This is a genomic window from Clostridium beijerinckii (assembly GCF_018223745.1).
Taxonomy (GTDB): domain Bacteria; phylum Bacillota; class Clostridia; order Clostridiales; family Clostridiaceae; genus Clostridium; species Clostridium beijerinckii.
The window spans coordinates 5,694,414-5,720,405 of record NZ_CP073653.1 but is presented as its reverse complement, the minus strand read 5'-3'; the positions used below and the strand labels follow the sequence as shown (position 1 = coordinate 5,720,405).

Genomic DNA, 25,992 nt, shown 5'->3' with positions numbered 1-25,992 from the left:
ATAAAGTATAGACAAGCAATACATTGTACAAATACTGTTTAATGGCCTAAGGTACTAGCAGTATGATAGCTATATAAACTACATACAAAGGAATATTAATGGAGAAACATTTCATAAGGATAAATAATTTTTAGGTGAACGGTGGTATAAACGCCATAAAAAGATATTCAAATAGAATGTAAAAGTAAAAAAGGGGGATTAAAAAATGAGAATCAGTGCAGACATAGGCTACAATACAACAAATTTTATTGGACATAACATAGAAGGCTCCTTTTCATCGACAGTAAAAGAAAAGATGCACGAGTTAGAGACGGCTAAATATACTGTTGAGTACAACAATAAAACATATTTAATTGGTAATGATGATGGATTTACCAGCATAGAACATTCAAGAGATAAGGATATTATATTTCATATTTGCCTATATACAGCTATAGCAGCTACAATGAGTTCAACAATAGATAACAATGTAAGGGTTATAACAGGACTTCCTGCTCAATTTTTTGCAGAACAAAAGAATTCTCTGATAAAAGCTCTTGAAAATAGACGAGTCTTTATGAAACTTAATGGAGAAAATAGAAGTTTTACAATTACCAAAGTAATTGTATTTCCTCAGTCGGCAGGATTATTTTTATATGATAAATCATTAGTAGAAAAGGATACGCTAGTAGTAGATATAGGTGGTGGTACACTAGATATAGCATATATGAGCAATGGCCAATTTAAAGAAGGTAGAACGTATCCATTGGGAGTGAATCCGACATATGATGTACTTCTACAAGAGTTAACCAAATATGGAGTCAACTACTCTAATCGTATGAAAGCAGAACAAATAATTGCAGATAAAGCTATATTTGTAGAAGGAAAGGAAATAGACGTAAGCAAGGATATTGATAATGTATTAAGTTTGAGAGCAGGAGAAATAATAAATGCCATAAAACAGGCATTTCCAGAGCAATCGAAATATTCGAGATTTGTTTTCATAGGTGGGGGAGCCTTATTGCTTAAAAATTATTTAAAAGACTATAGAGTATTAGATGATGCACAGATGATTAATGTAAAAACTTATGACATAATAGGTAAGAGTAAGAATGTGTAAAAAGTTAAAAACTACAATTACTTTAGCTCCCCATATTAAGGAATTTGCATCTAAAGAAGCTAAATCTCTGGGTTTAGATTTTTCTGCATATATAACTGTACTAATAGGTGAAAAAATGAGAGGTACTATGATACCTTCAACGATTAAAAAAGTTAGTGATGATAAAATTGATGAGGCAGCTATATCCATAGACGAAAAAGAATCTATAAAAATAGATAGTGAGCAGGAAAATGAGATAGATAGATTGCTTCAGTGGTAAAGAACAGATGAAAATTTTCATCTGTTCTTATGCATCTCATTATTAATAAAAGGATATGAATTTATAGTTGCTGGATTATAGAAATTTATATGAAATCTATGTAATATTTCACAAAAAGTAAAAGAACTAATATAATTTATTGCTCTTAGTATGTATAATAGTAATTAAGTAATGATAAAATGAAATTTTCATTGAAATAAATTTTGATTTTATGCTTACTACATGATATAAATTAATTTAAAATATTTACTATAGATATAACTGTTTAAAGGGGGAGTGAGAATATGGAAGTTGTTTTAGAACAGTTTATTCCATCAGATAAGCCTAAGAGAATTAGTAACATACTCCAAAAGATTTCAATTGTTTTTTTAGTAGTTGGATTAATGATTGTTTTTGCATCACCAATAATCGGAATAGCGCTAATAATAGTAGCATTAATATTTTTTGTGGGAAGTTACTTTATGTATATTGATTATGAGTATGAGTTATATAATGGTGATATAACAATAACTAAGGTCTACAATGCAAGTAGAAGAAAGATTGCCCAAAAGATTAGTAGAGATGATGTGAGAAAAGTATATCTTACAGAACGGAAAGATGCTCTTAAGAGCGGGGTGGCAGCGTATTATAATACTAATATAAATGGACTAAAGATTTATACTTTTGAATTAAACAACAATAAAATAATACAATTAGCCTTAAATGAAGAACTTGAAAAAATAGTCAAGATAATTTATGTTCAAAAAATTACATTTTAAAAATACAGTATAGTTAATAAGTGTATTCCTTAAACTACAAAAAGGAGTACACTTTTTTTATGTTCTAAGAACTAATTGTTTTATATATAAATTTAATTCTTAAAATTAGCAATAATAGTGGGAACAGTACCACATAAGATGAATTATAGTTTTCGAAAATATAAATCATATGAATAGGGAGGCGTAATGGATAATATATTAGAAACTATGCATTGTACATGGGGGGAAAAGGAAATTTATATAATTTATTATTTAGGTAAAAAACGTATTGACACATTATATATGGAACTGGTATCATATTAACATGAAAACGGTTTTCGAGGTTAATTGAATTAGGAGGGGACATTAATGAAGGAACAAATAGTAGCAAAAGAAATTCTAGAGAATATTGGTGGAAAAGAAAATATAAAATCAGTAGAACATTGTGCAACTAGATTAAGACTTATACTTAATGATAAGGAAAAAATAAATGAAAAAGCTATTGAAAATATTGATGGTGTAAAAGGACAATTTTTCTCGGCAGCGCAATACCAAATAATTCTTGGAACAGGATTTGTAAATAAAGTTTATGATGTCATAGTTGGACAAAATTCTGACTTAGTAACTGGAAATAATAAAGAGGAAGCTTATAGCCAAATGACATTAATTCAAAAAATATCTAGAACTTTTGGAGATGTATTTGTACCTATAATACCAGTATTAGTTGCAACAGGTTTGTTTATGGGACTAAGAGGTCTTTTGACAAATCTAGGAGTTCAAATGAATGAGAATTTTGTTCTCTTTACTCAAGTATTAACAGATACTGCTTTTGCATTTTTACCAGCATTAGTTGCATGGTCAACCATGAAAAAGTTTGGAGGTACACCAGTAATAGGTATAGTAATAGGATTAATGCTCGTATCACCAAGTTTACCAAATGCTTATGCTGTGGCAGCGGGAACAGCAACGCCAATTAATCTAACTATACTAGGATTAAATATTCCTGTAGTTGGATACCAAGGATCTGTATTGCCAGCATTAGTATTAGGAATTATTGCAGCTAAAACTCAAAAGGCACTTAAGAAAGTAGTTCCAGATGTATTGGATCTAATAGTAACTCCATTTATTACATTATTATTTTCAATGGTACTAGGATTATTAATAGTTGGGCCAATTATGCATAATGCTGAGCAATTAATATTTGGAGCAATCAAAGGATTCATGGGGCTTCCATTTGGATTAGGTGGACTAGTTGTAGGAGGAGTACATCAACTTATAGTTGTTACTGGAGTTCACCATGCATTAAATGCTTTAGAAGTTGAATTACTATCCAGCACAGGAAAAGATGCATTTAATGCAATGATAACTTGTGGTATTGTAGCACAAGGTGCGGCAGCTTTAGCAGTAGCCGTCAAAACAAAAGATAAAAAGAAGCGCTCATTATATATTTCATCGGCAATTCCAGCATTTTTAGGTATTACTGAACCAGCAATATTTGGTGTTAACTTGAGATTCATAAAGCCATTTATATTTGGATGTGCAGGAGGAGCAGTTGGAGGGATGCTTTCAGGAATACTTCACCTAGCAGGTACAGGAATGGGAATTACAGCATTACCAGGTATGCTATTATATGTGAACAATCTTGGAAGTTACATTTTAGTTAACGTTGTGGCTATAGCGGTTGCTTTTTGTTTAACATTGTTCTTCTTCAAGCCAGAAGAATAGGAATAATAATAAATATTTAGATGAATTACAGATAGATTTAGTAGGGATAATTTTGCTTGCTAAATCTATCAAGCTATATAAAGTTATATTTTATATATTAATATCCATATAAGTTTATAAGTTATCTTTTCAATAATATGTATTAATGATATATAATAATATTTATATAAAACATATATGGAGGATAATATGGATCGAAAAGTCACAATTCAAGATATTGCTAATATGGTTAATGTTTCAAAGAGTAGTGTTTCTAGATATTTGAATAATGGATATGTGAGCGAAGAAAATGCTAAGAAGATAAAAGAAGCGATTGAAAAGACCGGATTTGAAACTAATTTTTTTGCAAAGAGATTAAAGACTAAAAAAAGTGGATTAGTTGGAATTGTAATTCCTAGAATCGATTCTGTTACAATAGGCAAAGTATTAACTGGTATCAATAAAAAATTAATGGAAAATGATTATCAAGGAATTATTTTGATCAGTGAATTAGATATAGAGAAAGAACTAGCAAACATTAATAGCCTTTATCAGCAAGGGGTTGATGGAATAATCATTAATTCTATGGCTATTACTAAAAAGCATATTCAATTAATTAGTAGGCTTAGTATTCCAACTATATTTACAGGACAAAAAAATGAGTTTACTAATTATATAAAGATAGATGATTATGAAGCAGGAAAAATACTTGGAAGTTATTTTAAATCTAAGGGGCATAAAAATATAGTGTTTTTAGGAGTAAATGAATGGGATATAGCAGTAGGAGTGGATCGTAAAAATGGATTCATTGATGCCGTGAAGAAAGATAATCCAGATTGTAATGTTCAATTTGTTGAAACTGATTTTTCATTTACTAATGCATACAGTAAGGCTAGCCAGATATTAGAATATAAGCCCACAGCAATAGTTTGTGCAACTGATAATATTTGTTTAGGAGTACTTAGATATTTACATGAAAATAATATTAAAGTTCCAGAAGAAATTTCAGTAGCTGGATTTGGAGGATATGATATAGGAAGTGTTTCATACCCTACACTTACAACAGTAGCTTTTGATTATGAATTAATTGGTATAAAAGCAGCTCAAGGAATTCTAGATTTAATAGAGGGAAAAGAGTTAGAAGAGAATAAGGATACTTCCTTGAGGCTAATAGAAAGAGAAAGTGTGGGTGGGATTAATTAAATTAATAGGAGAAGAGGAAAGATGCCAAACCCAAAATCATACCAGGAAATAAACCAAAATTTAAATAATTATTACAGTAATAAAGAAACGAGTATATGGCGAAACAACTTTCACATTGAGATGCCGTTTGGTCTGATCAATGACCCAAATGGATTAAGTTATTACGACAATAAGTTTTATATATTCTATCAATGGAATCCATTTGGATGTGAGCATAAAACAAAGCACTGGGGATTAGTAACAACAACCAATTTCGTTAACTTTACTAAGCCCCAAATAGCGTTAAAACCACAAGATTGGTTTGATAGAAATGGATGCTATTCAGGGTGTGCATTGATTAAAGATAATGAGTTAAAGTTATACTACACAGGAAACGTAAAAGGTCCAAATGGTGAAAGAGAGTCATATCAGTGCTTAGCCACTTGTAATAAAGATGGAATAATAGATAAACATGGAGTAATTATAGATAAACAACCAAACGGATATACAGCTCATTTTAGAGATCCATATGTATTTATAGAAGATGACACTTATTACATGATATTAGGTGTTCAAAGTGAAGACTTAAAAGGAAGAGCTTTAATTTATGAATCAATAGATTCAGTTAAATGGAACTTGCTTGGTGAGTTAAAAACCGATATGAAGGACTTTGGATACATGTGGGAATGTCCTAATATAATAAGGATAAGTAAAGGCAAACATGCATTTATATTTTCACCACAAGGTTTAGAAAAAGAAGAATTGAAAAATCAAAATTTATATCAGGCAGGGTATGTAATTGGTGAGCTAGATATAAAGAGCGTTGAGCTTAAAAATCATAGCAGATTTAAAGAATTAGATATGGGATTTGATTTTTATGCTCCGCAAATATTTAATCATAATGGTAAAAATATAATGGTTGGATGGATAGGAATGCCAGATAGGGACTCTGAATACCCGACGTATGAGAATGGATGGATGTATTCATTAACTATGCCTAGAGTTTTAGAGTATAAGAATAATGTCCTTTATCAAAAGCCCATTAATGAAATGAGAAATTTAAGAGAAACTCAATTAATAGATATTAAAGGGTTAACTTTGAATAAGTACAATTTAGCTTTAGAGTCTCGTTCAATAGAAATAATGATGAGTATAGAAGTTGAGGATATTGAATCTACAGAAGTTAAATTTAAATTTAATGACGAATATATTCTGATAACATATGATAATAAAAGACAACTATGTACAGTTGATAGAAGTAATATGAATATTGGCGGAAAAGGCATAAGAAAATTCAAATTAAATTCTTCAAAAGAACTAAAAATGAATGTATTCATTGACAATTCTGTGATGGAAATATATTATCAAGATGGATTAGAAGTAACAACATTAACATATTACCCTAAGAGTGAAGGATTAGAACTTCAAATAAGAAATGATAGCAAAATTACAATTAATGAGCTAAATATGTGGAACTTAAGGAGTGTGAAGTATGAATAATAATGTTTTTTGCATTGGGGAACTTTTAATTGATATGGTTTGTGTAGATAATAAAGGTTTAAAAAATGGAGAGAAATTTGAGAAAAAAGCAGGTGGAGCACCAGCAAATGTAGCGGCGAGTATTTGTAAATTAGAAGGTAATGCTTATTTTTTAGGACAAGTAGGTAATGATTTTTTTGGTAAGCATTTAGTTGAGTTGCTAAAAAGCTTGAATATAAATACTGAGATGACCGTAGAAAGAGGAAGTACAACAATTGCATTAGTTGGAATTGATGCAAATGGTGAACGTAACTTTGACTTCTTAAGAGGTAGTGATGGGGAATATTCGCTTGATAATATAGATCTATCAAAGATAAGTAATTCAGATATAATTCATTTCGGGTCTGCAACGGGATTTTTAGAGGGAGAGTTAAAAAAGACATATTTTAAACTATTAGAATATGCGAAATCTAATAACATATATGTATCATTTGATCCTAATTACCGCGATGCACTAATTACTCAAGACAAGTTAGAGTTGTTTGTTGAGGATTGTGTTAAATTCTTGAGATATAGTAACTTTACGAAACTAAGTGATGAAGAATTATATTTAATAACAAAAGAAAAAGATATAGAAAGCGCTGTTAATAAGTTACATGAAACTGGAGTTAAGGTTGTAACAGTTACTTTAGGTTCTAAGGGCACATACTTAAGTGTTAATGGAAAAAATGAAGTAATACCATCTATAAAAATTAAGCAAGTAGATTCCACTGGTGCGGGAGATGCATTTGTTGGAGCAGTATTAAGGCAGGTATCCGATATTGATGACAAAGAGAGTATAAGTTTTGATAGATGGAAAGAGATAGTTTCATTTGCAAATAAGGTAGGTGCAATAACATGCACCAACTACGGGGCTATAGCTTCAATGCCGACACTAAACGAATTAAATTAAGCCGAGTTAGATGAATTCATATATAGGAGGGAGATATTTTAAATATATCCCTTCTATATTTTTGGATTTTTATTTGATTATTGAATATAAGTTGATAATAATGAGTATGAAACTTATGATTTTATATTTTTATTATATGATAGAATATTGAGAAAGGAACATATATAATATTAAAAATATTTAGTCAAGAAAATTCATGATGGGAGCATTACAAATGGTTGATTTTCTAAAAATTGCAAAAGAAGAAGCTAAGATGGCAATGAAAAAAGGGGAGATTCCAGTAGGAGCAGTGATTGTATTGGATGATAAAATAATAGGAAGAGCTCATAATTTAAAAGAAACCTTAAATGATAGTACTGCTCATGCTGAGATTTTAGCTATTAAAGAAGCTTCGAAATTTATTGGAGATTGGAGATTAAATAGAGCTGAAATGTATGTTACATTAGAACCTTGTCCCATGTGCGCGGGGGCGATAATTCAGAGTAGAATATCTAAAGTATATATAGGAACATTTAATAAAGATATGGGTGCTTGTGGTTCGGTAATTGATGTTACAGATAATAAATGGTTAAATTCTTTTGTAAGTACCAAATGGCTATATGATAAAGAATGTTCTGATATCATGTTGGAGTTTTTTTGCCAGAGAAGAAATAAGTATAAATAAATTATAAAAAATATATATAGTTAAGAATGGAATTAATTTTAAATTTTATTGCAATATAGAAATAAACTATGCACTTTAAATCTTAAAAGTATTAGATTTAAGGTGCTTTTCTTATTTAAAGAGATTAGTAAAGATATAGGTAGTTAGTGAGAGCCAATTGGAAATATGGGGAATAAAATCACATTTTTAGAATATTATGAAGTTGAGATATAAAAATAAATATGATATAGTAATAGCAACTGGTCAGACCACTATACCAATGATTTTTAAACAAGAGGTGATTTTTAGTTGAAGTATTTAAAGCAGTTAATGATTATTCTAGTATCATATTTTTTAGGAACAATAGTACAAGTAGTTTTTAAATTACCTATACCAGGCACAGTTTTAGGTCTCATTTTTCTTTTCTTAGCTTTATATTTTGGAATTGTTAAAGTTGAGATGATTGAAGATATATGTGAGGTATTAATAACTCATATGTCATTCTTATTTATCCCAGCAGGGGTAGGGTTAGTGACATCATTTCAAGCAATTAAAGGCAAGATTATACCTTTCTCCACTATAATTGTTATTTCTACATTTGTAGTTTGGATTGTGACTGCCTACGTTGTTAAATTTTTAAGGAAGGTGACTTCAAAATGAATGATATGATAAATTCACCTGTTTTTGGAGTCTTAATATCTATTATTGCTTATGAAATAGGTCTTTTAATAAAACAAAAACTTAAGCTTTCAATATTTAATCCATTACTTATAGCAATAGTAATTCTGATTACATTTTTATTAAAATTTAATATTAAGTATGATGATTATAATAGCGGGGGACAAATAATTTCTTTCTTTTTGGCTCCGGCAACTATTGCATTAGCATTACCATTATATAAAAAGTTTTCTTTGTTTAAAGAAAATGCTTTGCCTATTTTATCAGGTATTTTATTTGGAGCCGTATCTGGTATGATATCTGTAATTCTGCTTTCGAAGGCATTTAATCTTTCAAGCGAGCTTACAAAATCATTAATTCCTAAATCCATAACAACTCCTATAGGAATGGCATTATCTAAACAGTTAGGAGGGCTTCCTTCTGTAGCTGTTGTTGCTATTATAATTACTGGAATATTGGGTTCTATCATTGGACCATTCCTATATAAAATATTAAGGATAAATGATAAAGTAGCCATGGGAATTGCCATGGGAAGTTCATCACATGCTGTTGGGACAGCAAAAGCTATGGAAATAGGTGAAATTGAAGGAGCTATGAGTAGTTTGACTATTGCAATTTCTGGGATTGTGACTGTACTGATAGCACCTGTATTATGGAGTTTATTTTCAGTATTTTTAAATTAGTTAGGGGGGATTATCTTTGAATGGAGATAAAAATAACTACAAAAAGGGAGAGAGTCCAATTAATAAGTTATTTAGTTCTATTGATAATTTATTAATTGAAGAGAGAGAACAGAGGCTAAAAGTAAAGTTAGGAAAAGAGATAAAAAATAGCATATTCACAGATGAAATTATAATGAAGCTTAATGAAAATGACTTCTCTGGTTTAATTGATGAGGAAGATAATAATATGGCGATGCTTTTTTCAAGTATATTTCCAGTATTTATAAAAAGTAGAGATGTTGTTTTTAGACTGTATAAGCATAAAATAGAAGTTAATTTATCTGATGAAATGAGCGATAGATATATTTATATCTTTTCTGATGGGAGGTTGACCTCTGGATTATTTCAATGTTTTAAACTAAGTGATGATGAATATGTATATGGAATAAAGAGAATAATTGATAGTATTCCTCTTTTTAAAATTGCTATTATGAACACATTGGATAGCTTTAGAAAAAATATTAGTATACATAATCATAAAATAGAGAATTCAAAAAATAAAGAACTGTTAGCAGAAAAAAATTACAACGAATTACTTAACTACTTATCAAAAGCAAACATATAAAGTTTTGAGAGGATGATATCGATGTTAAGTCCTGTGAAGAGTACAAAAATATATGAAATAGTAATAGAGCAAATAAAAGAAATTGTTAAAAGAGGAGAACTAAAGAGTGGAGATAAGTTACCATCTGAGAGAGATTTATGTGAGAAGCTTGAGGTTAGCAGGGCATCTGTTAGAGAAGCACTAAAATCTTTACAAATGCTTGGACTTATAGAATCTAAGCACGGGGAAGGGAATTTTATCAATGAAAATTTTGAAAATAGTCTGCTTGAACCTTTATCTATTGTATTCTTACTTCTAGGAAGCAAAAGTGAGGATGTTCTTGAGCTTAGAAAAATAATTGAACCAGAAACAGCAGCTATCGCTGCTAAAAATATAACTGATGAACAACTTATAGAATTGAAGGAAATAATGGACGAATTAAATAATAATTCAGATATTGAAGCCTGTGCTATATTAGACAAAAAATTTCATTATAAAATAGCGCAAGCTACTGGCAATCACTTAATTTCAACTATAATGTTTTCTATATCTTCTTTGGTTGAAAAATATATTGAAAATTCAAAAGTTCATACTATTAATAAAATACCTGTAAAAAATCATCATGAAGAAATATGGAGAGCTTTAAAAGATCATGATTCTAATGCAGCTTCAATTGCGGCACAAAAACACTTGGAATTAAATCATATTGTTTAGAATCTATTTAGAAATTTAATTTGCATATTTCTGTTTAAAGTTCTATATTTAATAATTAATTTTAAATAGGGAGATGATTATCGATGATTATTGATAAAATATTTTACAAAACATTATTTAAGAATTTATTTTCAGATACTTTTGAATTAAAACTTTGGGATGGAAGTTCAGAAATTTATGGGGAAGGGAATCCAGAATTTAAAATAATATTTAATGAGCCTATTCCTAAAGCCGATATTATAAAGGATCCTTCATTAACATTTGGTGAAGCTTATATGACTAAAAAAATAGATATTGAAGGAAGCATTCAAAAGGTTATAGAATCTTTATATAATAATCAGGAAAGTTTTTTGAGTAATAGTGACAAATATGCAAATTTACTAAGGATGGCTACAAATAGTATCAAAAATAGCAAGAAAAATATTGAGTTCCACTACGATATTGGAAATGATTTTTATAAATTATGGTTAGATGATACTATGACATATTCATGTGGATACTTCAAATCAAAAAGTGATTCATTAACTCAAGCACAAAAGAATAAAGTAGAGCATATTCTTAAAAAGTTAAACTTAAAAGAAGGAGAAACACTACTTGATATAGGTTGTGGTTGGGGTGAACTGATAATATCTGCGGCAAAAAAATATAAGGTAAAAGCGATGGGGATAACTTTAAGTTCTGAACAATTAGCAAAAGTTAAAGAAAGAATAAAAAGTGAAGGATTAGAGGATCTTCTTGAAGTTGAACTTGTAGATTACAGGGAACTAAAAAATAGAACATTTGATAAAATAGTTAGTGTGGGAATGTTAGAACATGTAGGGCAAGATCATCTTGCAGAGTATTTTTCAAATGTCAATAACTTATTAAATGATAAAGGGGTATCTTTACTCCACTGCATAACATCAACAGAGGTTGGAGGAAATAATACATGGATTGATAAATATATATTCCCAGGCGGATATGTGCCAGCAGTTAGAGAACTAATCAATTGTATGTCAGATGAAAAGTTCACTTTAATTGATGCAGAAAACCTAAGACTTCATTATGGAAGAACTTTGGAGCATTGGGCAAAGAACTTTGAGAATGCATTGCCAGAGATAAGGAAGACTAAGGATGAAACATTTATAAGAATGTGGAGATTGTATTTAAATGCTTGTGCAGCATCTTTTAACTCCGGAAATATAAGTATTCATCAATTTGTATTCAATAAAGGAGTAAACAACGATTTACCATGGACTAGAGAGTATATGTATAAATAAGTCCATATAAGTACTTTAAGAGATAAATTTGTGGTATTACTAAATTATAGCTAATTAAATAAGAAGTAATTTATAGTAGGCAAAAGTACTTAAATTTTAAGTATTTCTGCCTATTATTTGCATTAATTACGAAAATGGAAGGATGATGGTTTATATTAAATATGAATAAATAGATTCTATTATATTAAATGATAGGATTTCTATATAGAAAATATTCAGTTGAATCGATGACAATTATATGATATTATAATAAAGCATTAAATACTATATGGAGAGATGTCCGAGTGGTCGAAGGAGCACGCCTGGAAAGCGTGTATAGGGGCAACTCTATCAGGGGTTCAAATCCCCTTCTCTCCGCCAATTAAAAAACGAAATATAAAGAATGCCTGAGAATTTAGTAATACTAAGCTCTCAGGCATTCTTTATATTTAGATAGTTATTGAAAATATTGTCAATAACTATAGTGGCTTTTGTATGATGATGAATCTATGGCAAATAATACAGTTATAAATGTATATAATTTAATTACAGATATTTGTCTAAATATCTGAAGAACACATATTCCATTATGGCATTCGCTGTTACTCTGGATTTGAATTTAATGCTGTTTATTTCATATTCACTTGAGAATATGAAAAGGCATTTATCAGATAAGTTGGCTAATGTATTATAACCTACACTGGTAACGCATATGATTTTACAGCCTCGTGTTTTTGCTATATTTACTGCCTTGATTACCTGGGAGGTTTCTCCGGACATGGATATAGCAATAATTAGAGTTTTACTATCAAGATCGCTTGCTGTAGAATACATTATGCTGGAGTCGTTAAAATATCTGCAGTTTTTTTCTACAAGATGAAATTTTCTTGAGATATCTATACATACATCTTTAGAGGAACCTTCCCCGTAAAAATCTATTTTTTCAGCATCGTGGATTATACTTATTACTTCATCAATCAGAGAATCATTGATTAAATCTTTAGTTTTAGCAATATCATCAAATAAAAACATATTATCGGATATTTTTTTATGATTATTTTCTCTATCTATTGAATTTCTCAAGTTTGCTTTAAATTCAGAGTATCCTGAGTAAGATAATTTATTACAGAATCTCACTATTGTTGCAGTGGAAGTAAAGGTTTCTTTAGAAAGATCTTGAATTCTCATGTTTGATACCTTTTCAATGTTTTCCAATATATATTTAAGTAAATAATTTTCATTTTTATTTAGAAATTTTCTATTTTTTTCAATAGTATCAAATATTGTCATAAAGTGCCTCCTTAAAAGAATATCACAAAGAGCAGAAAATTGGAAACATCACAAAATTTTGCACCATTCTAGTAAAAGAAATATGATGTTGTGTGTTACTAATTATAACACACAAATGAAAATATTTTCATAAATGTACATTATACTATATGTGAAAAAATTTTCTAAAGCTGTTTAAACCCTTCTCTTATTGATAATATCACATTATACTAAAAGTATCATGAATGGTACCACATGAAAGAGTGTTAAAATTTCTATGACAAGGGATTAATAATACCTTGTACAGTAGATATATAAGGGGATGTTTTAGATGAAAAAATTCAATGTATCATTAGTTGGTGGAGGTAGTACATGGACTCCAGGACTTCTCGCAAGTTTATGTAAATTAAAGGACAGGTTTCCTATAAATAGATTGATTTTGTTCGATATAGATAAAGAACGTCAAGAAACAATTGCAAATTATGCAAAAGTATTGTTTAATGAAAGATACCCTGAATTGGATTTTAGATACACTACAAAGGTTGAAGAAGCTTATATAGATGTTGACTTTGTAATTATGCAAATGAGAACCGGTGGTTATAAGATGAGGGAAAAGGATGAAAAAATTCCTTTAAGCTTAGGCGTAATAGGGCAAGAAACCTGTGGTGCTGGAGGATTTGCGTATGGTCTTAGATCTATAAAAGACATGATTAAAACAATAAAGGATATAAGAAAGTATTCTAAAGATGCTTGGATATTAAATTATACAAATCCAGCTGCTATAGTGGCAGAGGCATTAAGAAGAGAATTTCCAGAAGATAAGAGAGTTTTAAATATATGTGATCAACCAGTTAATTTATTACGTTCTTATGGCAGAGTTTTGGGAAAAGATTCGAAAAACTTTGAACCAGTTTATTTTGGATTAAATCATTTTGGATGGTTTACTAATTTATATGATGAAAATGGAAACGATTTGGTTCCAGAACTTAGAAAAGTAATAAAAGAAAGGGGATTTATTCCTGTAGATGCAGAGCAAAGAGATAAATCATGGTTAGATACTTATGCAATGGTACAGGATATGGTTAATGATTTCCCAGAATATCTTCCAAATACTTATTTACAATATTATTATTATCCTGATTATAAAGTTAGTCATTTAAATCCAGATTATACAAGAGCAAATGAAGTTATGGATGGAAGAGAAAAGAGAGTTTTTGAAGAATGTAGAAGAGTCGCTAAAGCTGGTACTGTAGAAGGTTCTGTGATGGTTCATAATGATGCACACAGTGAATTTATGATAGAAGTGGCTGAATCTATTGCTTATAATCTTAAAAAAATATATATCGTAATTGTAAAAAATAATGGAATAATTTCAAATTTAGATGATGATGTAATGGTTGAAGTTGCTTCGATAATGACAGCAAATGGACCAAGGCCTCTTTCAGTAGGTAAAATCCCTACATTTTACAAAGGTCTAATTGAATCACAATCAGCTTATGAAAAATTAACAGTAGATGCTTATTTTGAAGGTTCATATGAAAAAGCGTTACAGGCATTAACTATGAACAGAACTATCGTATCTGCTAAAAAAGCAAGAGCGGTACTTGATAAATTAATAGAAGCCAACAAGGAGTATTGGCCTGAATTTAAATAATAAGATTTAAATAGAATATTGGTATATTAAAAAACAGTACCAATATTCTAATAAAATATGAAATAATTATTATATTAGGAGGAAGAATAAATGACAAATACAAGCTATTTCTCTAAATTTCAACAATTAGGAAAAGTATTAATGACCCCAATACTTATATTGCCAATTGCTGGTATATTAATGGGAATTGGGTCTGCATTTTTAAGCCCATCTGTAATGAAAACGATGCCTTTTTTGCAAATGCCATTTTTCAAGTTGTTTTTTAGTTTGCTTAAATCATCAGGATCAATTGTATTTAATAATTTGCCGGCAATCTTTGCAATATCAATAACTATAGGTTATGCAAAAAAAGAGAAAGGTATTGCAGCTTTATCTGCTTTTTTAGGATATATGGTTATGAATGTAACCATGAGCGCCTTACTTATTAATCTTGGTAAAATAAACCCAGATAAACTGCTTGTAGGACAATCAAATATACTAGGAGTTCCAACAGTTGATACAGGAGTTTTTGGTGGAATAATAGTAGGATTTTTAATCGTTTATCTACATAATAAATATTATAATATATCTTTACCTCCTGTTTTATCAATATTTAGTGGTACAAAATTTGTCCCAATGGTTTCTATTATCGGATCATTAATTTTAGGATTAGCATTGTCTGTAGTATGGCCTTTTATTCAAGGTATATTAATTGAATTAAGTATATTAATTAAAAACTCTGGTGCTTATGGATCTATGATATACGGTCTAGCTGAGCGAGCTCTTCTTCCTTTTGGACTTCATCATTTTGTATATCTTCCATTTTTCTTTACAAGTCTTGGTGGTAGTATGGAGATAGGTGGAAAAGTAGTTGAAGGTGCTGTTAATATTTATCAGGCTCAGTTAGCTACTCCAGGAGAAATGTTTAATATTGATGTCACTAGATTTGCTATGAATGGTAAAGTTATAGAATCTATGTTTGGATTGCCAGGGGCAGCTTTGGCTATGTATAAGTGTGCAAAGCCTGAAAGAAAAAAAGTTATAGGGGGATTTTTTCTTGCAGCAGTAATTCCAGCCTTCTTTTCTGGAATTACAGAACCAATTGAATTTGCATTTTTATTTGTAGCACCAGCATTATATGGAATTCATGCTATATTTGCAGGAACTGCTTATCTTGTAACTTATTTGTTACAAATTAATATACCTGGAAGTGCAGCTTTTGGTGGACCTTTCTTAAGCTTTATATTTAATGGAATTATGCAATCAGATAAAGGTTCTCACTGGATATTTGTTCCTATAGTAGGTGTAATATATTTTTGTTTATACTATTTCAGTTTCAAATTTGCAATAAAAAAATGGGATTTAAAAACTCCAGGACGAGAACTTGAAGAAGATTCAGAAGAAATTTCAGTAGTTTCATCAAGTAATACAATAATTAATGATATAGTCGATGCACTTGGAGGAAAAAATAATATTAAAAGTGTAGATGCCTGCTTTACAAGATTGAGGGTTTCTGTTAATGATATGTCTATGGTTAAAGATGATAATATATGGAAGAAACTTGGTGCTAATGGAGTTGTTAAGGTTAAAGATGGTGTTCAGGTCATCTATGGAGCAAAAGCTGATGTTTATAAAACTCAAGTAAGAGATTTACTTGGAATGGAATAGGTGATTATATATGTTTAGTAAATTATTTAAGAAAAAAAATGATATTGTAATATATTCTCCGATAAAGGGGAAAATTGTTGATATTTCCGAAGTCCCAGATCCAGTGTTTTCTGATAAAATTATGGGTGAAGGTATTGCAGTAATTCCTGAAGATAATATTATATGCTCACCAGTAAATGGTTATGTAGCTCAAATTTTTAAAACTAAGCATGCAATTTTACTAAAGAGTAGTGATGATTTAGAAATAATAATTCATATTGGATTAGAAACAGTTAATTTAAATGGTGAAGGTTTTGAAGTGTTAATAAATGAAGGTGACGAAGTAACTACAGGTAAAAAACTTATAAAAGTAGACTTTGAGTTCATGAAAAATAAAGGGATTAATACAATAATTCCAGTTGTCATAATTAATCATGCGGATAGAAATATTATTAAATATTTTGGAGACAAGCAAACTGGAGCTGAGATAATGAAAATCTCACAATAGCCAATTAATATGGATAATAAAGGGAATAGTGTGCAATTCAAGTCTAATAATAAGATTTGAAATTATAGACCTGTTTCCCTTGTTATGTAAGTGTATAGATAACTAGCACAACTCGTTAATTTATATATCTGTTTATAACATATTCTGCATCATCAGATAATTTTAGGTATGTGCGTAAAAAATGATTTGAAGTTGGTTAGTTAAAATAGGGAGAATTGAATCATGAAGTAGATTTAGTTTTTAACATAAATTATTTCTATCATCAGTTAAAACTGAAATATATTTTTCGGAGTGTTCGTGATGATGGAAAAAGGAATAATTGAAGAGTTAAAAAACAATTAAAAGAAGAAGTGATGACTGAGATAAAGGCAGAGGTGGCAAAAAACAAGCAGATTAAAATATGAGATAAAGAAGATTTAATGAATATGTTTAAGATGGGAAGAACAAAATTTAAAAAATTATAGATAATAAACAATCGCCTATTAAAGTTATAGGACAAGAATGCTATGTGACTAATAATAAGTTACAAGCGTGGTTTTATGACTTTGAGGGTATGAAGATTGATATAGACTAACCGTAGTTTACCTCAAAAGATTGTAATCTACCATATTTTTTGTAATCAGTATTGTAATCAAATAATGAAAAATAGGATTGAAAGCTTTGGAAAAACTAAGGTTACAGAAATGACGAGAAAGCTTTCAAATCCCCTTCTCTCCGCCATGAAATAAGATGTGAAGAATGCCTGAGTGCTAAGTAAAACTAAGCACTCAGGCATTTTTTAATATTTTTAAGTTGTCCAAATCATACCTCAAACTACCGTATAAGACGTTAATTTTCCAGCTATATTCTAATCAAAATAGGGTGATGCAACCAACGCTTTATGCGAGCGTGGATGGGAGATAATACTACAATAGGTTGATTAGTCAACTTGACGATGATAAAGTATTGTTGACTAATCAATTATATTGCAATATGATAAGATGATAAATTTTAAAAGTATAAATTTGATAATGTTTATAAGTAAATATGGACAATGAGCTGTTATATTATCACTTTGTAGTAAGAGATCAATTACCATGCTTTCAATAATTAAAAAGATTATTCAAAAGTAATTTATATAAGTCTGTTGTGAGAACGGGTTGTATGATGATCAAGATTATGTGAATATAAATAGAATATTTATATTATATGAAGTAAAATTGTTCCACTATAAACGTTGACAAGTCAACACAGTGTAAATATAATATAGTAGACTAATCAATTATATTATAAGGAGAGAATGATTATGGATGTTGAAAGCATGAACCTCATAATGATTACAAGTAAAATTTTTAGATATAAGCAAATGTATTTAGAAAAGGCCTTAAAAAAATATGGATTAAGCAGTGGTTCCAGCCCATATTTGTTTAATCTTGAAGGAAACGAAGGTATAAGCCAAAACGGCTTAAGCAAAGAACTTGGTAATGACAAGGCAATGTCTGCAAGAACAATTACAAAATTAGTAGATCTTGGTTACGTTTATAGAGAACAAGATGAAAAAGATAGCAGATCTTATAAATTATATCTAACAGAGAAAGCTAAAGAAGTATTGCCCAAAATTCATGAAGATGTTCAAACGTTGATGAGTTTAATAACAGAAGATGTATCAGAAGCAGAAATGTTAATTACAATGCAGTCTTTAAAGAAAATTCTAATCAATATCCGAAGATTAAACGAATTTGAGAATTAAGGTAATATGGTTATGTAAGTTAAATATTGACAAGTGACAAGGGAGGAAAATTTATGGAAAATATAAAAAATAGAAGCAAATGGTCCATATTAGTAATAGTTTTAATGTTTACAGTTATGTCTGCTCTAGATGGTAGCATTGTAAATGTAGCATTACCTAAAATGGCTACTGCTTTAAATGTAACAACATCTAGTATACAATTAGTTGCAACAAGTTATTTAATAGTAATTGCTGGGACAGTATTGATTTTTGGAAGACTTGGAGACATGCTTGGAAAATCCAAGATGTTTACATTCGGATTAGGATTATTTACCCTTGGATCGTTACTATGTGGTATAACAAATTCTTTTCCAATACTTATTTTAGCAAGAATAGTACAAGCTATAGGCGCTGCTGGAACTATGGCTAATAATCAAGGGATTATTACAGAAACATTCCCTCCACATGAAAGAGGAAAAGCTCTTGGATTTTTAGGTACTTCTGTAGCTTTAGGATCTCTAATAGGACCAGGACTTGGAGGACTAATAGTAGGCGCAGCAAGTTGGGAATATATTTTTTTGATAAATGTACCTATTGGAGTAATAGCATTATTTTATGCTATTAAATTGTTACCGAATGGGAATAAAACAGTTAAGGGAAAATTAGATATCTTAGGAGCTGTATTATTTATGTTTGCAATAGTTCCACTCTTTGGAGCTTTAGATGAAGGGTTGAATATTGGCTTTTCAGATCCAATGATTTTATTGAGCTTTGCCATCGCAATTGTCTCATTTATAATATTTATTTTTGTGGAAAAGAAAAAAGAAGATCCTCTATTACAATTAAATATATTTAGCAATAAATTATTTTCTTTAAGTATATTTTGTGCATTTGTAACTTTTGTGGCAATCTTCTGTAACAATATTATTCTGCCATTTTACCTTCAAGATGTAATGAATTATACACCAGAACATACTGGATTAATAATGATGGTTTATCCATTACTCTTAACTGTAGTAGCACCTCTTAGTGGAAGCTTATCAGATAAAATTGGTTCAGAGCTTTTAACCTTCATAGGTTTGATACTTATAAGCCTAGGTTTAATATTAATGTCCACTTTAAATGTAAATTCAACTGTAATAATCACAATAATATTCATAGGAATTATGTCTATTGGTATGGGATTATTTCAATCGCCTAATAATTCTTTGATAATGTCAACAGTACCGAAAGAGAAACTTGGAATTGCAGGAAGTGTAAATGCTCTTGTAAGAAACTTGGGAATGGTATGTGGGATAGCTTTAGCTACAACGCTTTTATATAGCATGATGAGTTCTATAATTGGATACCGTGTTACAGATTTTGTAGCAGGGAGAAATGATGCTTTTATATATGCTATGAGAACTGTATATATAGCGGCTGCAGTAATAAGCTTAATCGGTGCTGCCTTGACTTTTTTAAGACTAAGAAGTAAAAAGCTGAAAAGCTCTAATATGCATTTGGAGCACCAGTTTAAAGTTTAATATGAATAAAGGTAAATATATACCTTTATTCATAGAAACATATTTAAAAAGATAACTATATTCCTATGTAACTATAAATATATGTAAATATTTATAGGACATATAAGAGCTTCAGACATCATTGTGTAAAATAAGAGTTTATGAAATATAAGCTCTTATTTTTTTGGTGTGCCCAGCATGGGCACGTACTAATCGGTGAAAGTCCGTAATGGGGGCTTATAGTGCTAGATCATAATTATAAGAAGTATACGAACATATGTTTGAAATTAATGCATTGTTATTGTATAATATGGATAAAGTATAAATTTAAGGAATAGGGAAGAACGAAAGCTATGGGTATAAAGAGTGAACTTGAAAGAACTAGAGACGAATTAAATATATTAATTGACAATAAGGAAATAATTACAAATGATAAGGAATTATTAGAACTTAGTATAAAGCTAGATAAGTTGATTAATGAATATATGAACAGTATTAATAAAAGTATTTAGGTATTTTTTTATCGCAAAAATTCGAACTGATGTTTTTATATTATCTGTAGATTAGTATTTCTAAATCATATAGTTTTATGAATATATAAAAACAATGATATTAGCCAGAAAATAATAAAACATGTTCTTACCATTTGCACTTAAGTGAAAATAGCAAGGCATGTTTTCTCTTGAAAGTGTAATATTAGAATATATGGTTTTATATTCTAGTATATTTAATTTCATATTACACACAATAATAACTGAAAGAGGTGGTTCTCATGGACATTGATTTTAACAATAATATTTTAGGATTAGTCCGAAAATGATTTTAAAGTCCCCATAAGTACACTTGTTTCGAAACAGACCAGGGTTTAAAAATAAACCCTGGTTTTATTTTGAAGTATCAGAGAAGATTGTCTGATCAAGTATATAGATTGCATACGTTATGAATTAGCTAGATTCTAATGGAGCTCATTCCAATAACCTTTGTTTGCATCCATTAAATCTTTTAATAATTCTTTAGCAATATTAGTATTTACAACTGTACGATTTAATACAAGTGCCTGTAATGCTTTTTGATAGCTTCCTTCTAAGCACGCGTCCACTGATAATTTTTCATATGCATATTGATTTTCCATAAGTCCTTTGTAAAAAGTAGGTACACTTCCTACGGCTAATGGTTCAACACCATTACTTCCAACACGGCATGGAACCTCTACCATCATTCCAGATGAAACATTTTGAATAGCTCCGTTATTTTCCGTAATTATTAAGAAGATTTCATTTGTATTATTTGCGATTGCTGTTGCTAAATCAACTATATATTCTGCATGGCATCCCACATCACTGGTGATTTCATATTTGGTACCATGCATCGTACCTAGAGAAATAATTTCACGCAATCTTTCGTAAGTTTCTTTTTCATTTCCATCCATTACTTCATTAGCACGTGTGTATTTGGGATTTTCTTTATCTCTCATTTTATTTGGGTATAAATAATATTGCAAATATGTGTTTGGCAGATATTCATCATAATCATTAATCATTTGACTCATAAAGTCAAAGGTTGCTTTCCATGAAGGTTCTTTAAAAAGAGGTTCTGTTTGTACATCTACTGGGGTTTTTAATATTTCTCTTAATTTAGGTAAATAATCCTCTCCGGTCTTTTTATCTAAGATATTGGTGAACCAGCCAAAATGATTTAAACCAAAATATTTAGGCTCTAAATCTTTTCTTTTTAAGCCAAGCACACTTGCGTAAATGTCCATGATTGCAATTGGCATATCACAAATGTTTATAATACGATGATCACTAGGAAATACTCTCTTTGTTGCTTCAGCAACAATTGCAGCTGGGTTTGAATAATTTAAAATCCAACATTCTGGAGAATAAGTACGAATATTTTTTATTATGTCAATAACAGCAGGAACACTTCTTAATCCATAAGCAAATCCTCCAGGACCACATGTTTCTTGACCAAGACATCCATGTTTTAATGAAATTTTTTCATCTTTTTCACGCATTTTTAATCTTCCTGCACGAATTTGCATAAGTGCAAAGTCTATATCTTTAAAGGCTTCTTTTTCATCAGTAGTATATATAATTTCTTCGAGTTCTGGATAATATTCCTTAAATAAGATTTCAGCATATTTTCCAACTATACTTTGACGTTCACTTTCATTATCATATAAGATAATTTTCCTTAAGGGGAATCTATCTTTTTGATTACATAACATTGCGAGCATATCTGGTGTATAACGGCTTCCTCCGCCAACGATACAGATTGAATACTTTTTCATTTTACATTACTCCTTTTAGTTTTATTTTTTTGTGTTTAATACATTAACAAGTTTTTCTTTTTCAGATTCTACAGTCATTCCAATAATAATTTGTACGTTATTCCCTTTAATAACGACACCTTTTTGTTTTGCTTTACTAATTATTTCTTTATCTACTTTGTTAATGTCACTTACATCAATTCTTAAACGCGTAAAGCAGTTGTTTACTTCCACAATATTTTCTGCACCACCTAGCCCTTCAATAAATAATTCGGCATTTTGATTGTTAGGATTATTACTTTCAGGGGAGTCACAGATTATATCATTATTAAGAGATTCTTCCTCTCTACCAGGTGTCTTTATATCAAATTTTTTAATTAGGAAAACAAAGGTGAAGTACCATACTATAGCCATTACAATACCAACGGCAAAGAAAATGTATATCTTAGATAACTTTGGATCTATAACAGAATTGCAAACTATAGTATCAAGTAAGCCATAGATTGAATATGTCCTTGATCCTAATACCCAAAGTAGCATTTCTGAAAAGCCAGTGAGTAATCCGTGTACTAACCAAAGTAATGGTGATATAAAAAGAAATGAGAAATCAAGTGGCTCTGTAATACCTGCCACCATTGAAACGAAGAGTGTTGGTATAAGCAAACCTTTCACAGTGCTTTTATTTTCTGTTTTTGCAGTTTTTATCATAGCAAGAACTATACCTAAGCTTGCGAAGATTTTTGCAAATCCAAAAGTAGCAAATCTTATCGAAGGATCAATAGCTGTTAAATTAGCACCACTACCCATTTCTGCATAGAAAATGTTTACGGCGCCTTGAACAGTATTACCATCAATTTGGGAAGTTCCTCCAAATCCAGTGAAGCAAAATGGCATCCATAATAAATGATGTAATCCTGTTGGAATTAAAAATCTGTTACCAAATGCATATACGAATACTCCTAATGCGCCTGCGCCTTTCATGAATATTGATAAACAAGAAATGCCATAATTTATAACAGGCCATACATAACTAAGTACAATTGCTAATATTAAAGTAATTGGTATCATAATTATAAATACAAGTCGTGATCCGCCGTATACTCGAAACATTTCTACGAATTGTATATTAGACGCTTTATTAAACACGTATCCAGTAATACATCCAAGTATTATGCCTAAAAATACATTCATATCTACTACCTGGAATCCTAAAACAAGGTTTTGCCCAGTTCCAAATAACCCCATGGCGCCAGGCTGAGCTAGCATATTTTGTGAAGTAAGCCATGCATTGTTTCCAGCCAAAAATATAATGTACACAATCAGACTAATAATAGCAGCGTCCACTTTTTTATTTTTAGCAAATGCGGTTGTTAGTCCAACACAGAAAATAATAGAAAGATTATTTAACATAGCATTCATCATGGTCTTTAATAAAGTTCCAATAAAAATCATAAATGATGGCATAAAGCTGAGTTGCATAATGACAGCAATAGCGAGACCAGTTCCCATGATTGCTAAAAACATTACAGGTTGAACTGCGGCCTGTGAAAACTTTTGACTTAATGATAATAATTTTTCTTTCATATAATATGTACCTCCTTTTATTTGTCTTTAGAATACACTAGAATATATAGAGTATCAATGGAATTGCCACTTCTATGATAATGTTTACTTTTAGTGAAAAAGTTCACTGAACTACAAATATAAGAAGATCTGTTAGAAGTGAACATTGTAAAGAGTTTTACAAAGTAATCTACTTTTAACAGACCTTTCATGGAGTAAATATCATATTTAATTGAGTTTATAGACACTAGTTTCTTTGTGGCGATAAATATTTATTAGAATATTTGCTTAATGCTAATTCTAATAAGATTATTAAATTTGAAGTGAAAAAATTAGGTAGGTAATGCTCTTTATCTGATTTTGTTCCAGCAACCTCTATTGTCATATGAGCTATTTTGCCCAATGGAGAATCTTTAGTTGAAGTAAAGGCTACAACTTTAAAATTATTCTCTATAGCTACGTTAACCTTTTCAAGAACTTCTGACCTTGCCCCAGAATAAGAAAGAAAAAAATAAAGTCCAGATTTATTCTTACTGAATGCTTCGTAATGATAGCTGCTAGCGGCATCAAATCCAAATGATAATAATTTTTGTAAGTAATATTCCTTAGCACTGTCGCAAAAGCCTAGGGAATCAAGATAGATTCTTTTTTCGCTATATTCTCTTAGTAATTCCACAAGCATATTAACATGAATTGTTAAAGTCTCACTTTCATAAGTACTAACAATATTATTCGAAAAGTCCAATTTGAGTGCATTATTAGTAGAGGCAAGAATTGTATAATACATTTCACTATATCCGCTGTAGCCAAGTTTCTTCGATAATTTTATAATTGCTGCTTTTGAAACAAAGCATTCTTGTGCAACTCCATTTATTCCAACCCTTTCATTTTTGCTGATATGCTCATGTATTTTATTCAATATTATTTTTTCAAGCTCTGAGAGGTTTATATTACTTTGCATTTTTAACACTTCCCGTCTATAAAAATAATTCTTATGCGTATAAAATTACTTTTCCTTTAGTATATCATTATGATTAAGTTAAAATCTACATAATAGATAAAAGAGTAATCTTATTTATAGACGTTTGAGAATACTGAAACTGCTATTATGTGGTATTTAATTAACTGTAGATTAAAAGTTTCTATAAGTTTTTGGAGTCATATTCATAATCTTAAGAAAGTTTCTATTAAATGAACGGATGCTTGAGTAGCCACATTTATAAGTAATATCAGTAATCGGGTCTTCTGTATTTTTTAATAAATATGCCGCGTAATTAATTCTATTTTGATTAACAAAATCAACAAACGATATTCCGAGTACATTATTTAAATATTTGGATAGGTAATTGTAACTGTAGCAAAATTCATCTGCAATGCTTTTTAATGAGATATCTTTAGTAAAATTATTTTGAATATAGTTAAGGATTTTATGTAATAATTCATAATCATTTTTCACGCTTATAAGTAATTGCGTATGTTCCATAACTTCAGAACAAAGCAAATAAAGACAAGCTTTCATCTCGAGAACATTGACATTATCTCTGAAAATTTTGTCTAGTATAAGAGCTCGCGCGTTATGTGATAAATTAAAGACTGGATTTTCGAGAAATTTACCATAGATCATGCTGTCAAATGTTTTTACATATTCGGGGGAAAATATGCAAATACGAGCATCAGAGTACTTTTTAGTTGAGAGAGAGTGGATTTCGTAAGGCAAAATTAATATACATTCATCCTTTTTTACTTCAAGATTTCTATTATTAACAGAAATTTGAAGATCTCCATCAATAACAGATATGAACTCGAAGCTTCGATGTAGATGAACAGGGTAATTAAGATTAATTGGATGGTAGTGGGAAAAAAGAGTGTTTTCTCCAAAGTGGTGCGACTCGTATTTTAACATAGAATACCTCCAAGAGAGTAAATTTTGTCTACAATT

24 protein-coding genes and 1 tRNA gene are annotated in these 25,992 nt (G+C 29.9%); 20 read left to right on the top strand and 5 right to left on the bottom strand.

What is annotated here, in order from left to right:
- Window positions 1-205 precede the first annotated feature (205 nt).
- The 14 genes from KEC93_RS25235 to KEC93_RS25170 all read left to right on the top strand — a co-directional run bounded on the left by KEC93_RS25235 (window position 206) and on the right by KEC93_RS25170 (window position 12,332).
- Window positions 206-1,099: a ParM/StbA family protein gene (locus tag KEC93_RS25235; RefSeq protein ID WP_012061164.1), complete on the top strand. Its 894-nt coding sequence runs from the start codon at window positions 206-208 to the stop codon at window positions 1,097-1,099.
- Window positions 1,092-1,358, top strand: a complete 267-nt coding sequence (locus KEC93_RS25230; protein WP_012061163.1) for a hypothetical protein — start codon at window positions 1,092-1,094, stop codon at window positions 1,356-1,358. Before KEC93_RS25235 ends, KEC93_RS25230 begins: the two co-directional genes overlap by 8 nt.
- Before the next feature lie 284 nt (window positions 1,359-1,642).
- Window positions 1,643-2,116, top strand: a complete 474-nt coding sequence (locus KEC93_RS25225) for a DUF6106 family protein (RefSeq protein WP_012061162.1) — start codon at window positions 1,643-1,645, stop codon at window positions 2,114-2,116.
- 348 nt (window positions 2,117-2,464) lie between these two features.
- Window positions 2,465-3,820: a sucrose-specific PTS transporter subunit IIBC gene (locus KEC93_RS25220; RefSeq protein ID WP_012061161.1), complete on the top strand. Its 1,356-nt coding sequence runs from the start codon at window positions 2,465-2,467 to the stop codon at window positions 3,818-3,820.
- Between the two features lie 189 nt (window positions 3,821-4,009).
- Window positions 4,010-5,002, top strand: coding sequence for a LacI family DNA-binding transcriptional regulator (locus KEC93_RS25215; RefSeq protein WP_017212311.1), 993 nt, complete (start codon window positions 4,010-4,012; stop codon window positions 5,000-5,002).
- Window positions 5,003-5,023: 21 nt separating this feature from the next.
- A complete protein-coding gene (locus KEC93_RS25210) occupies window positions 5,024-6,481 on the top strand; it encodes a glycoside hydrolase family 32 protein (RefSeq protein ID WP_077868158.1) in 1,458 nt (485 codons plus the stop codon).
- Window positions 6,474-7,412, top strand: coding sequence for a carbohydrate kinase family protein (locus KEC93_RS25205; protein ID WP_077868159.1), 939 nt, complete (start codon window positions 6,474-6,476; stop codon window positions 7,410-7,412). The genes KEC93_RS25210 and KEC93_RS25205 overlap by 8 nt, the downstream gene beginning before the upstream one ends.
- Window positions 7,413-7,626: 214 nt before the next feature.
- A complete protein-coding gene (locus KEC93_RS25200) occupies window positions 7,627-8,076 on the top strand; it encodes a nucleoside deaminase (RefSeq protein ID WP_012061157.1) in 450 nt (149 codons plus the stop codon).
- A 288-nt stretch (window positions 8,077-8,364) separates the two neighbouring features.
- A complete protein-coding gene (locus tag KEC93_RS25195) occupies window positions 8,365-8,715 on the top strand; it encodes a CidA/LrgA family protein (protein WP_017212307.1) in 351 nt (116 codons plus the stop codon).
- The gene (locus KEC93_RS25190) at window positions 8,712-9,416 is read left to right on the top strand and encodes an LrgB family protein (RefSeq protein ID WP_017212306.1); all 705 of its coding nucleotides are present in this window, start codon (window positions 8,712-8,714) and stop codon (window positions 9,414-9,416) included. Before KEC93_RS25195 ends, KEC93_RS25190 begins: the two co-directional genes overlap by 4 nt.
- Window positions 9,417-9,432: 16 nt before the next feature.
- Window positions 9,433-10,020 carry a hypothetical protein gene (locus KEC93_RS25185; protein ID WP_012061154.1) on the top strand — a complete coding sequence of 196 codons (588 nt, stop codon included), beginning with the start codon at window positions 9,433-9,435 and terminating at the stop codon, window positions 10,018-10,020.
- Between the two features lie 21 nt (window positions 10,021-10,041).
- A complete protein-coding gene (locus tag KEC93_RS25180; RefSeq protein WP_041900610.1) occupies window positions 10,042-10,713 on the top strand; it encodes a FadR/GntR family transcriptional regulator in 672 nt (223 codons plus the stop codon).
- An 83-nt stretch (window positions 10,714-10,796) separates the two neighbouring features.
- Entirely contained in the window at window positions 10,797-11,972 is a 1,176-nt protein-coding gene (locus KEC93_RS25175; RefSeq protein ID WP_023974929.1) for an SAM-dependent methyltransferase, read from the top strand.
- A gap of 270 nt (window positions 11,973-12,242) precedes the next feature.
- A tRNA-Ser gene (locus KEC93_RS25170) sits at window positions 12,243-12,332 on the top strand.
- Window positions 12,333-12,497: 165 nt separating this feature from the next.
- Here the strand turns inward: KEC93_RS25170 and KEC93_RS25165 are convergent.
- On the bottom strand, window positions 12,498-13,241 hold the full coding sequence (locus KEC93_RS25165; RefSeq protein ID WP_012061135.1) for a MurR/RpiR family transcriptional regulator: 744 nt from the start codon (window positions 13,239-13,241) through the stop codon (window positions 12,498-12,500).
- Window positions 13,242-13,551: 310 nt separating this feature from the next.
- Here KEC93_RS25165 and KEC93_RS25160 point away from each other — a divergent pair, with 310 nt between their 5' ends.
- The 6 genes from KEC93_RS25160 to KEC93_RS25135 all read left to right on the top strand — a co-directional run bounded on the left by KEC93_RS25160 (window position 13,552) and on the right by KEC93_RS25135 (window position 20,730).
- Complete coding sequence (locus KEC93_RS25160) at window positions 13,552-14,874, top strand: 6-phospho-alpha-glucosidase (protein WP_012061134.1); 1,323 nt, start codon at window positions 13,552-13,554, stop codon at window positions 14,872-14,874.
- 90 nt (window positions 14,875-14,964) lie between these two features.
- Window positions 14,965-16,521: a PTS transporter subunit EIIC gene (locus tag KEC93_RS25155; RefSeq protein ID WP_012061133.1), complete on the top strand. Its 1,557-nt coding sequence runs from the start codon at window positions 14,965-14,967 to the stop codon at window positions 16,519-16,521.
- Window positions 16,522-16,531: 10 nt separating this feature from the next.
- Window positions 16,532-17,008, top strand: coding sequence for a PTS sugar transporter subunit IIA (locus tag KEC93_RS25150; protein WP_012061132.1), 477 nt, complete (start codon window positions 16,532-16,534; stop codon window positions 17,006-17,008).
- 1,285 nt (window positions 17,009-18,293) lie between these two features.
- Complete coding sequence (locus tag KEC93_RS25145; protein WP_012061131.1) at window positions 18,294-18,737, top strand: MarR family winged helix-turn-helix transcriptional regulator; 444 nt, start codon at window positions 18,294-18,296, stop codon at window positions 18,735-18,737.
- A gap of 53 nt (window positions 18,738-18,790) precedes the next feature.
- Window positions 18,791-20,239: an MFS transporter gene (locus KEC93_RS25140; RefSeq protein ID WP_077868160.1), complete on the top strand. Its 1,449-nt coding sequence runs from the start codon at window positions 18,791-18,793 to the stop codon at window positions 20,237-20,239.
- A gap of 332 nt (window positions 20,240-20,571) precedes the next feature.
- Complete coding sequence (locus tag KEC93_RS25135) at window positions 20,572-20,730, top strand: aspartyl-phosphate phosphatase Spo0E family protein (RefSeq protein WP_077829442.1); 159 nt, start codon at window positions 20,572-20,574, stop codon at window positions 20,728-20,730.
- A gap of 443 nt (window positions 20,731-21,173) precedes the next feature.
- On the opposite strand, the gene KEC93_RS25130 is transcribed toward KEC93_RS25135, so the two are convergent.
- The 4 genes from KEC93_RS25130 to KEC93_RS25115 form a co-directional block, all read right to left on the bottom strand.
- Window positions 21,174-22,511, bottom strand: coding sequence for a 6-phospho-alpha-glucosidase (locus KEC93_RS25130; RefSeq protein WP_012061128.1), 1,338 nt, complete (start codon window positions 22,509-22,511; stop codon window positions 21,174-21,176).
- A gap of 21 nt (window positions 22,512-22,532) precedes the next feature.
- Window positions 22,533-24,074, bottom strand: coding sequence for a PTS transporter subunit EIIC (locus tag KEC93_RS25125; protein WP_012061127.1), 1,542 nt, complete (start codon window positions 24,072-24,074; stop codon window positions 22,533-22,535).
- Window positions 24,075-24,300: 226 nt separating this feature from the next.
- Complete coding sequence (locus KEC93_RS25120) at window positions 24,301-25,014, bottom strand: MurR/RpiR family transcriptional regulator (protein ID WP_012061126.1); 714 nt, start codon at window positions 25,012-25,014, stop codon at window positions 24,301-24,303.
- A 171-nt stretch (window positions 25,015-25,185) separates the two neighbouring features.
- Window positions 25,186-25,956, bottom strand: a complete 771-nt coding sequence (locus KEC93_RS25115; RefSeq protein WP_039773961.1) for a helix-turn-helix transcriptional regulator — start codon at window positions 25,954-25,956, stop codon at window positions 25,186-25,188.
- Window positions 25,957-25,992: the final 36 nt, after the last annotated feature.

Bases quoted from the DNA above. Each gene is read 5' to 3' on its own strand.
- KEC93_RS25225 (WP_012061162.1), top strand. From the start codon at position 1,643: ATGGAAGTTGTTTTAGAACAGTTTATTCCATCAGATAAGCCTAAGAGA.
- KEC93_RS25115 (WP_039773961.1), bottom strand. From the start codon at position 25,956: ATGTTAAAATACGAGTCGCACCACTTTGGAGAAAACACTCTTTTTTCC.
- KEC93_RS25175 (WP_023974929.1), top strand. From the start codon at position 10,797: ATGATTATTGATAAAATATTTTACAAAACATTATTTAAGAATTTATTT.
- KEC93_RS25190 (WP_017212306.1), top strand. From the start codon at position 8,712: ATGAATGATATGATAAATTCACCTGTTTTTGGAGTCTTAATATCTATT.
- KEC93_RS25180 (WP_041900610.1), top strand. From the start codon at position 10,042: ATGTTAAGTCCTGTGAAGAGTACAAAAATATATGAAATAGTAATAGAG.
- KEC93_RS25145 (WP_012061131.1), top strand. From the start codon at position 18,294: ATGGATGTTGAAAGCATGAACCTCATAATGATTACAAGTAAAATTTTT.
- KEC93_RS25210 (WP_077868158.1), top strand. From the start codon at position 5,024: ATGCCAAACCCAAAATCATACCAGGAAATAAACCAAAATTTAAATAAT.
- KEC93_RS25220 (WP_012061161.1), top strand. From the start codon at position 2,465: ATGAAGGAACAAATAGTAGCAAAAGAAATTCTAGAGAATATTGGTGGA.
- KEC93_RS25215 (WP_017212311.1), top strand. From the start codon at position 4,010: ATGGATCGAAAAGTCACAATTCAAGATATTGCTAATATGGTTAATGTT.
- KEC93_RS25165 (WP_012061135.1), bottom strand. From the start codon at position 13,241: ATGACAATATTTGATACTATTGAAAAAAATAGAAAATTTCTAAATAAA.
- KEC93_RS25140 (WP_077868160.1), top strand. From the start codon at position 18,791: ATGGAAAATATAAAAAATAGAAGCAAATGGTCCATATTAGTAATAGTT.
- KEC93_RS25135 (WP_077829442.1), top strand. From the start codon at position 20,572: ATGGGTATAAAGAGTGAACTTGAAAGAACTAGAGACGAATTAAATATA.
- KEC93_RS25160 (WP_012061134.1), top strand. From the start codon at position 13,552: ATGAAAAAATTCAATGTATCATTAGTTGGTGGAGGTAGTACATGGACT.
- KEC93_RS25205 (WP_077868159.1), top strand. From the start codon at position 6,474: ATGAATAATAATGTTTTTTGCATTGGGGAACTTTTAATTGATATGGTT.
- KEC93_RS25125 (WP_012061127.1), bottom strand. From the start codon at position 24,074: ATGAAAGAAAAATTATTATCATTAAGTCAAAAGTTTTCACAGGCCGCA.
- KEC93_RS25200 (WP_012061157.1), top strand. From the start codon at position 7,627: ATGGTTGATTTTCTAAAAATTGCAAAAGAAGAAGCTAAGATGGCAATG.
- KEC93_RS25230 (WP_012061163.1), top strand. From the start codon at position 1,092: ATGTGTAAAAAGTTAAAAACTACAATTACTTTAGCTCCCCATATTAAG.
- KEC93_RS25130 (WP_012061128.1), bottom strand. From the start codon at position 22,511: ATGAAAAAGTATTCAATCTGTATCGTTGGCGGAGGAAGCCGTTATACA.
- KEC93_RS25235 (WP_012061164.1), top strand. From the start codon at position 206: ATGAGAATCAGTGCAGACATAGGCTACAATACAACAAATTTTATTGGA.
- KEC93_RS25120 (WP_012061126.1), bottom strand. From the start codon at position 25,014: ATGCAAAGTAATATAAACCTCTCAGAGCTTGAAAAAATAATATTGAAT.
- KEC93_RS25155 (WP_012061133.1), top strand. From the start codon at position 14,965: ATGACAAATACAAGCTATTTCTCTAAATTTCAACAATTAGGAAAAGTA.
- KEC93_RS25150 (WP_012061132.1), top strand. From the start codon at position 16,532: ATGTTTAGTAAATTATTTAAGAAAAAAAATGATATTGTAATATATTCT.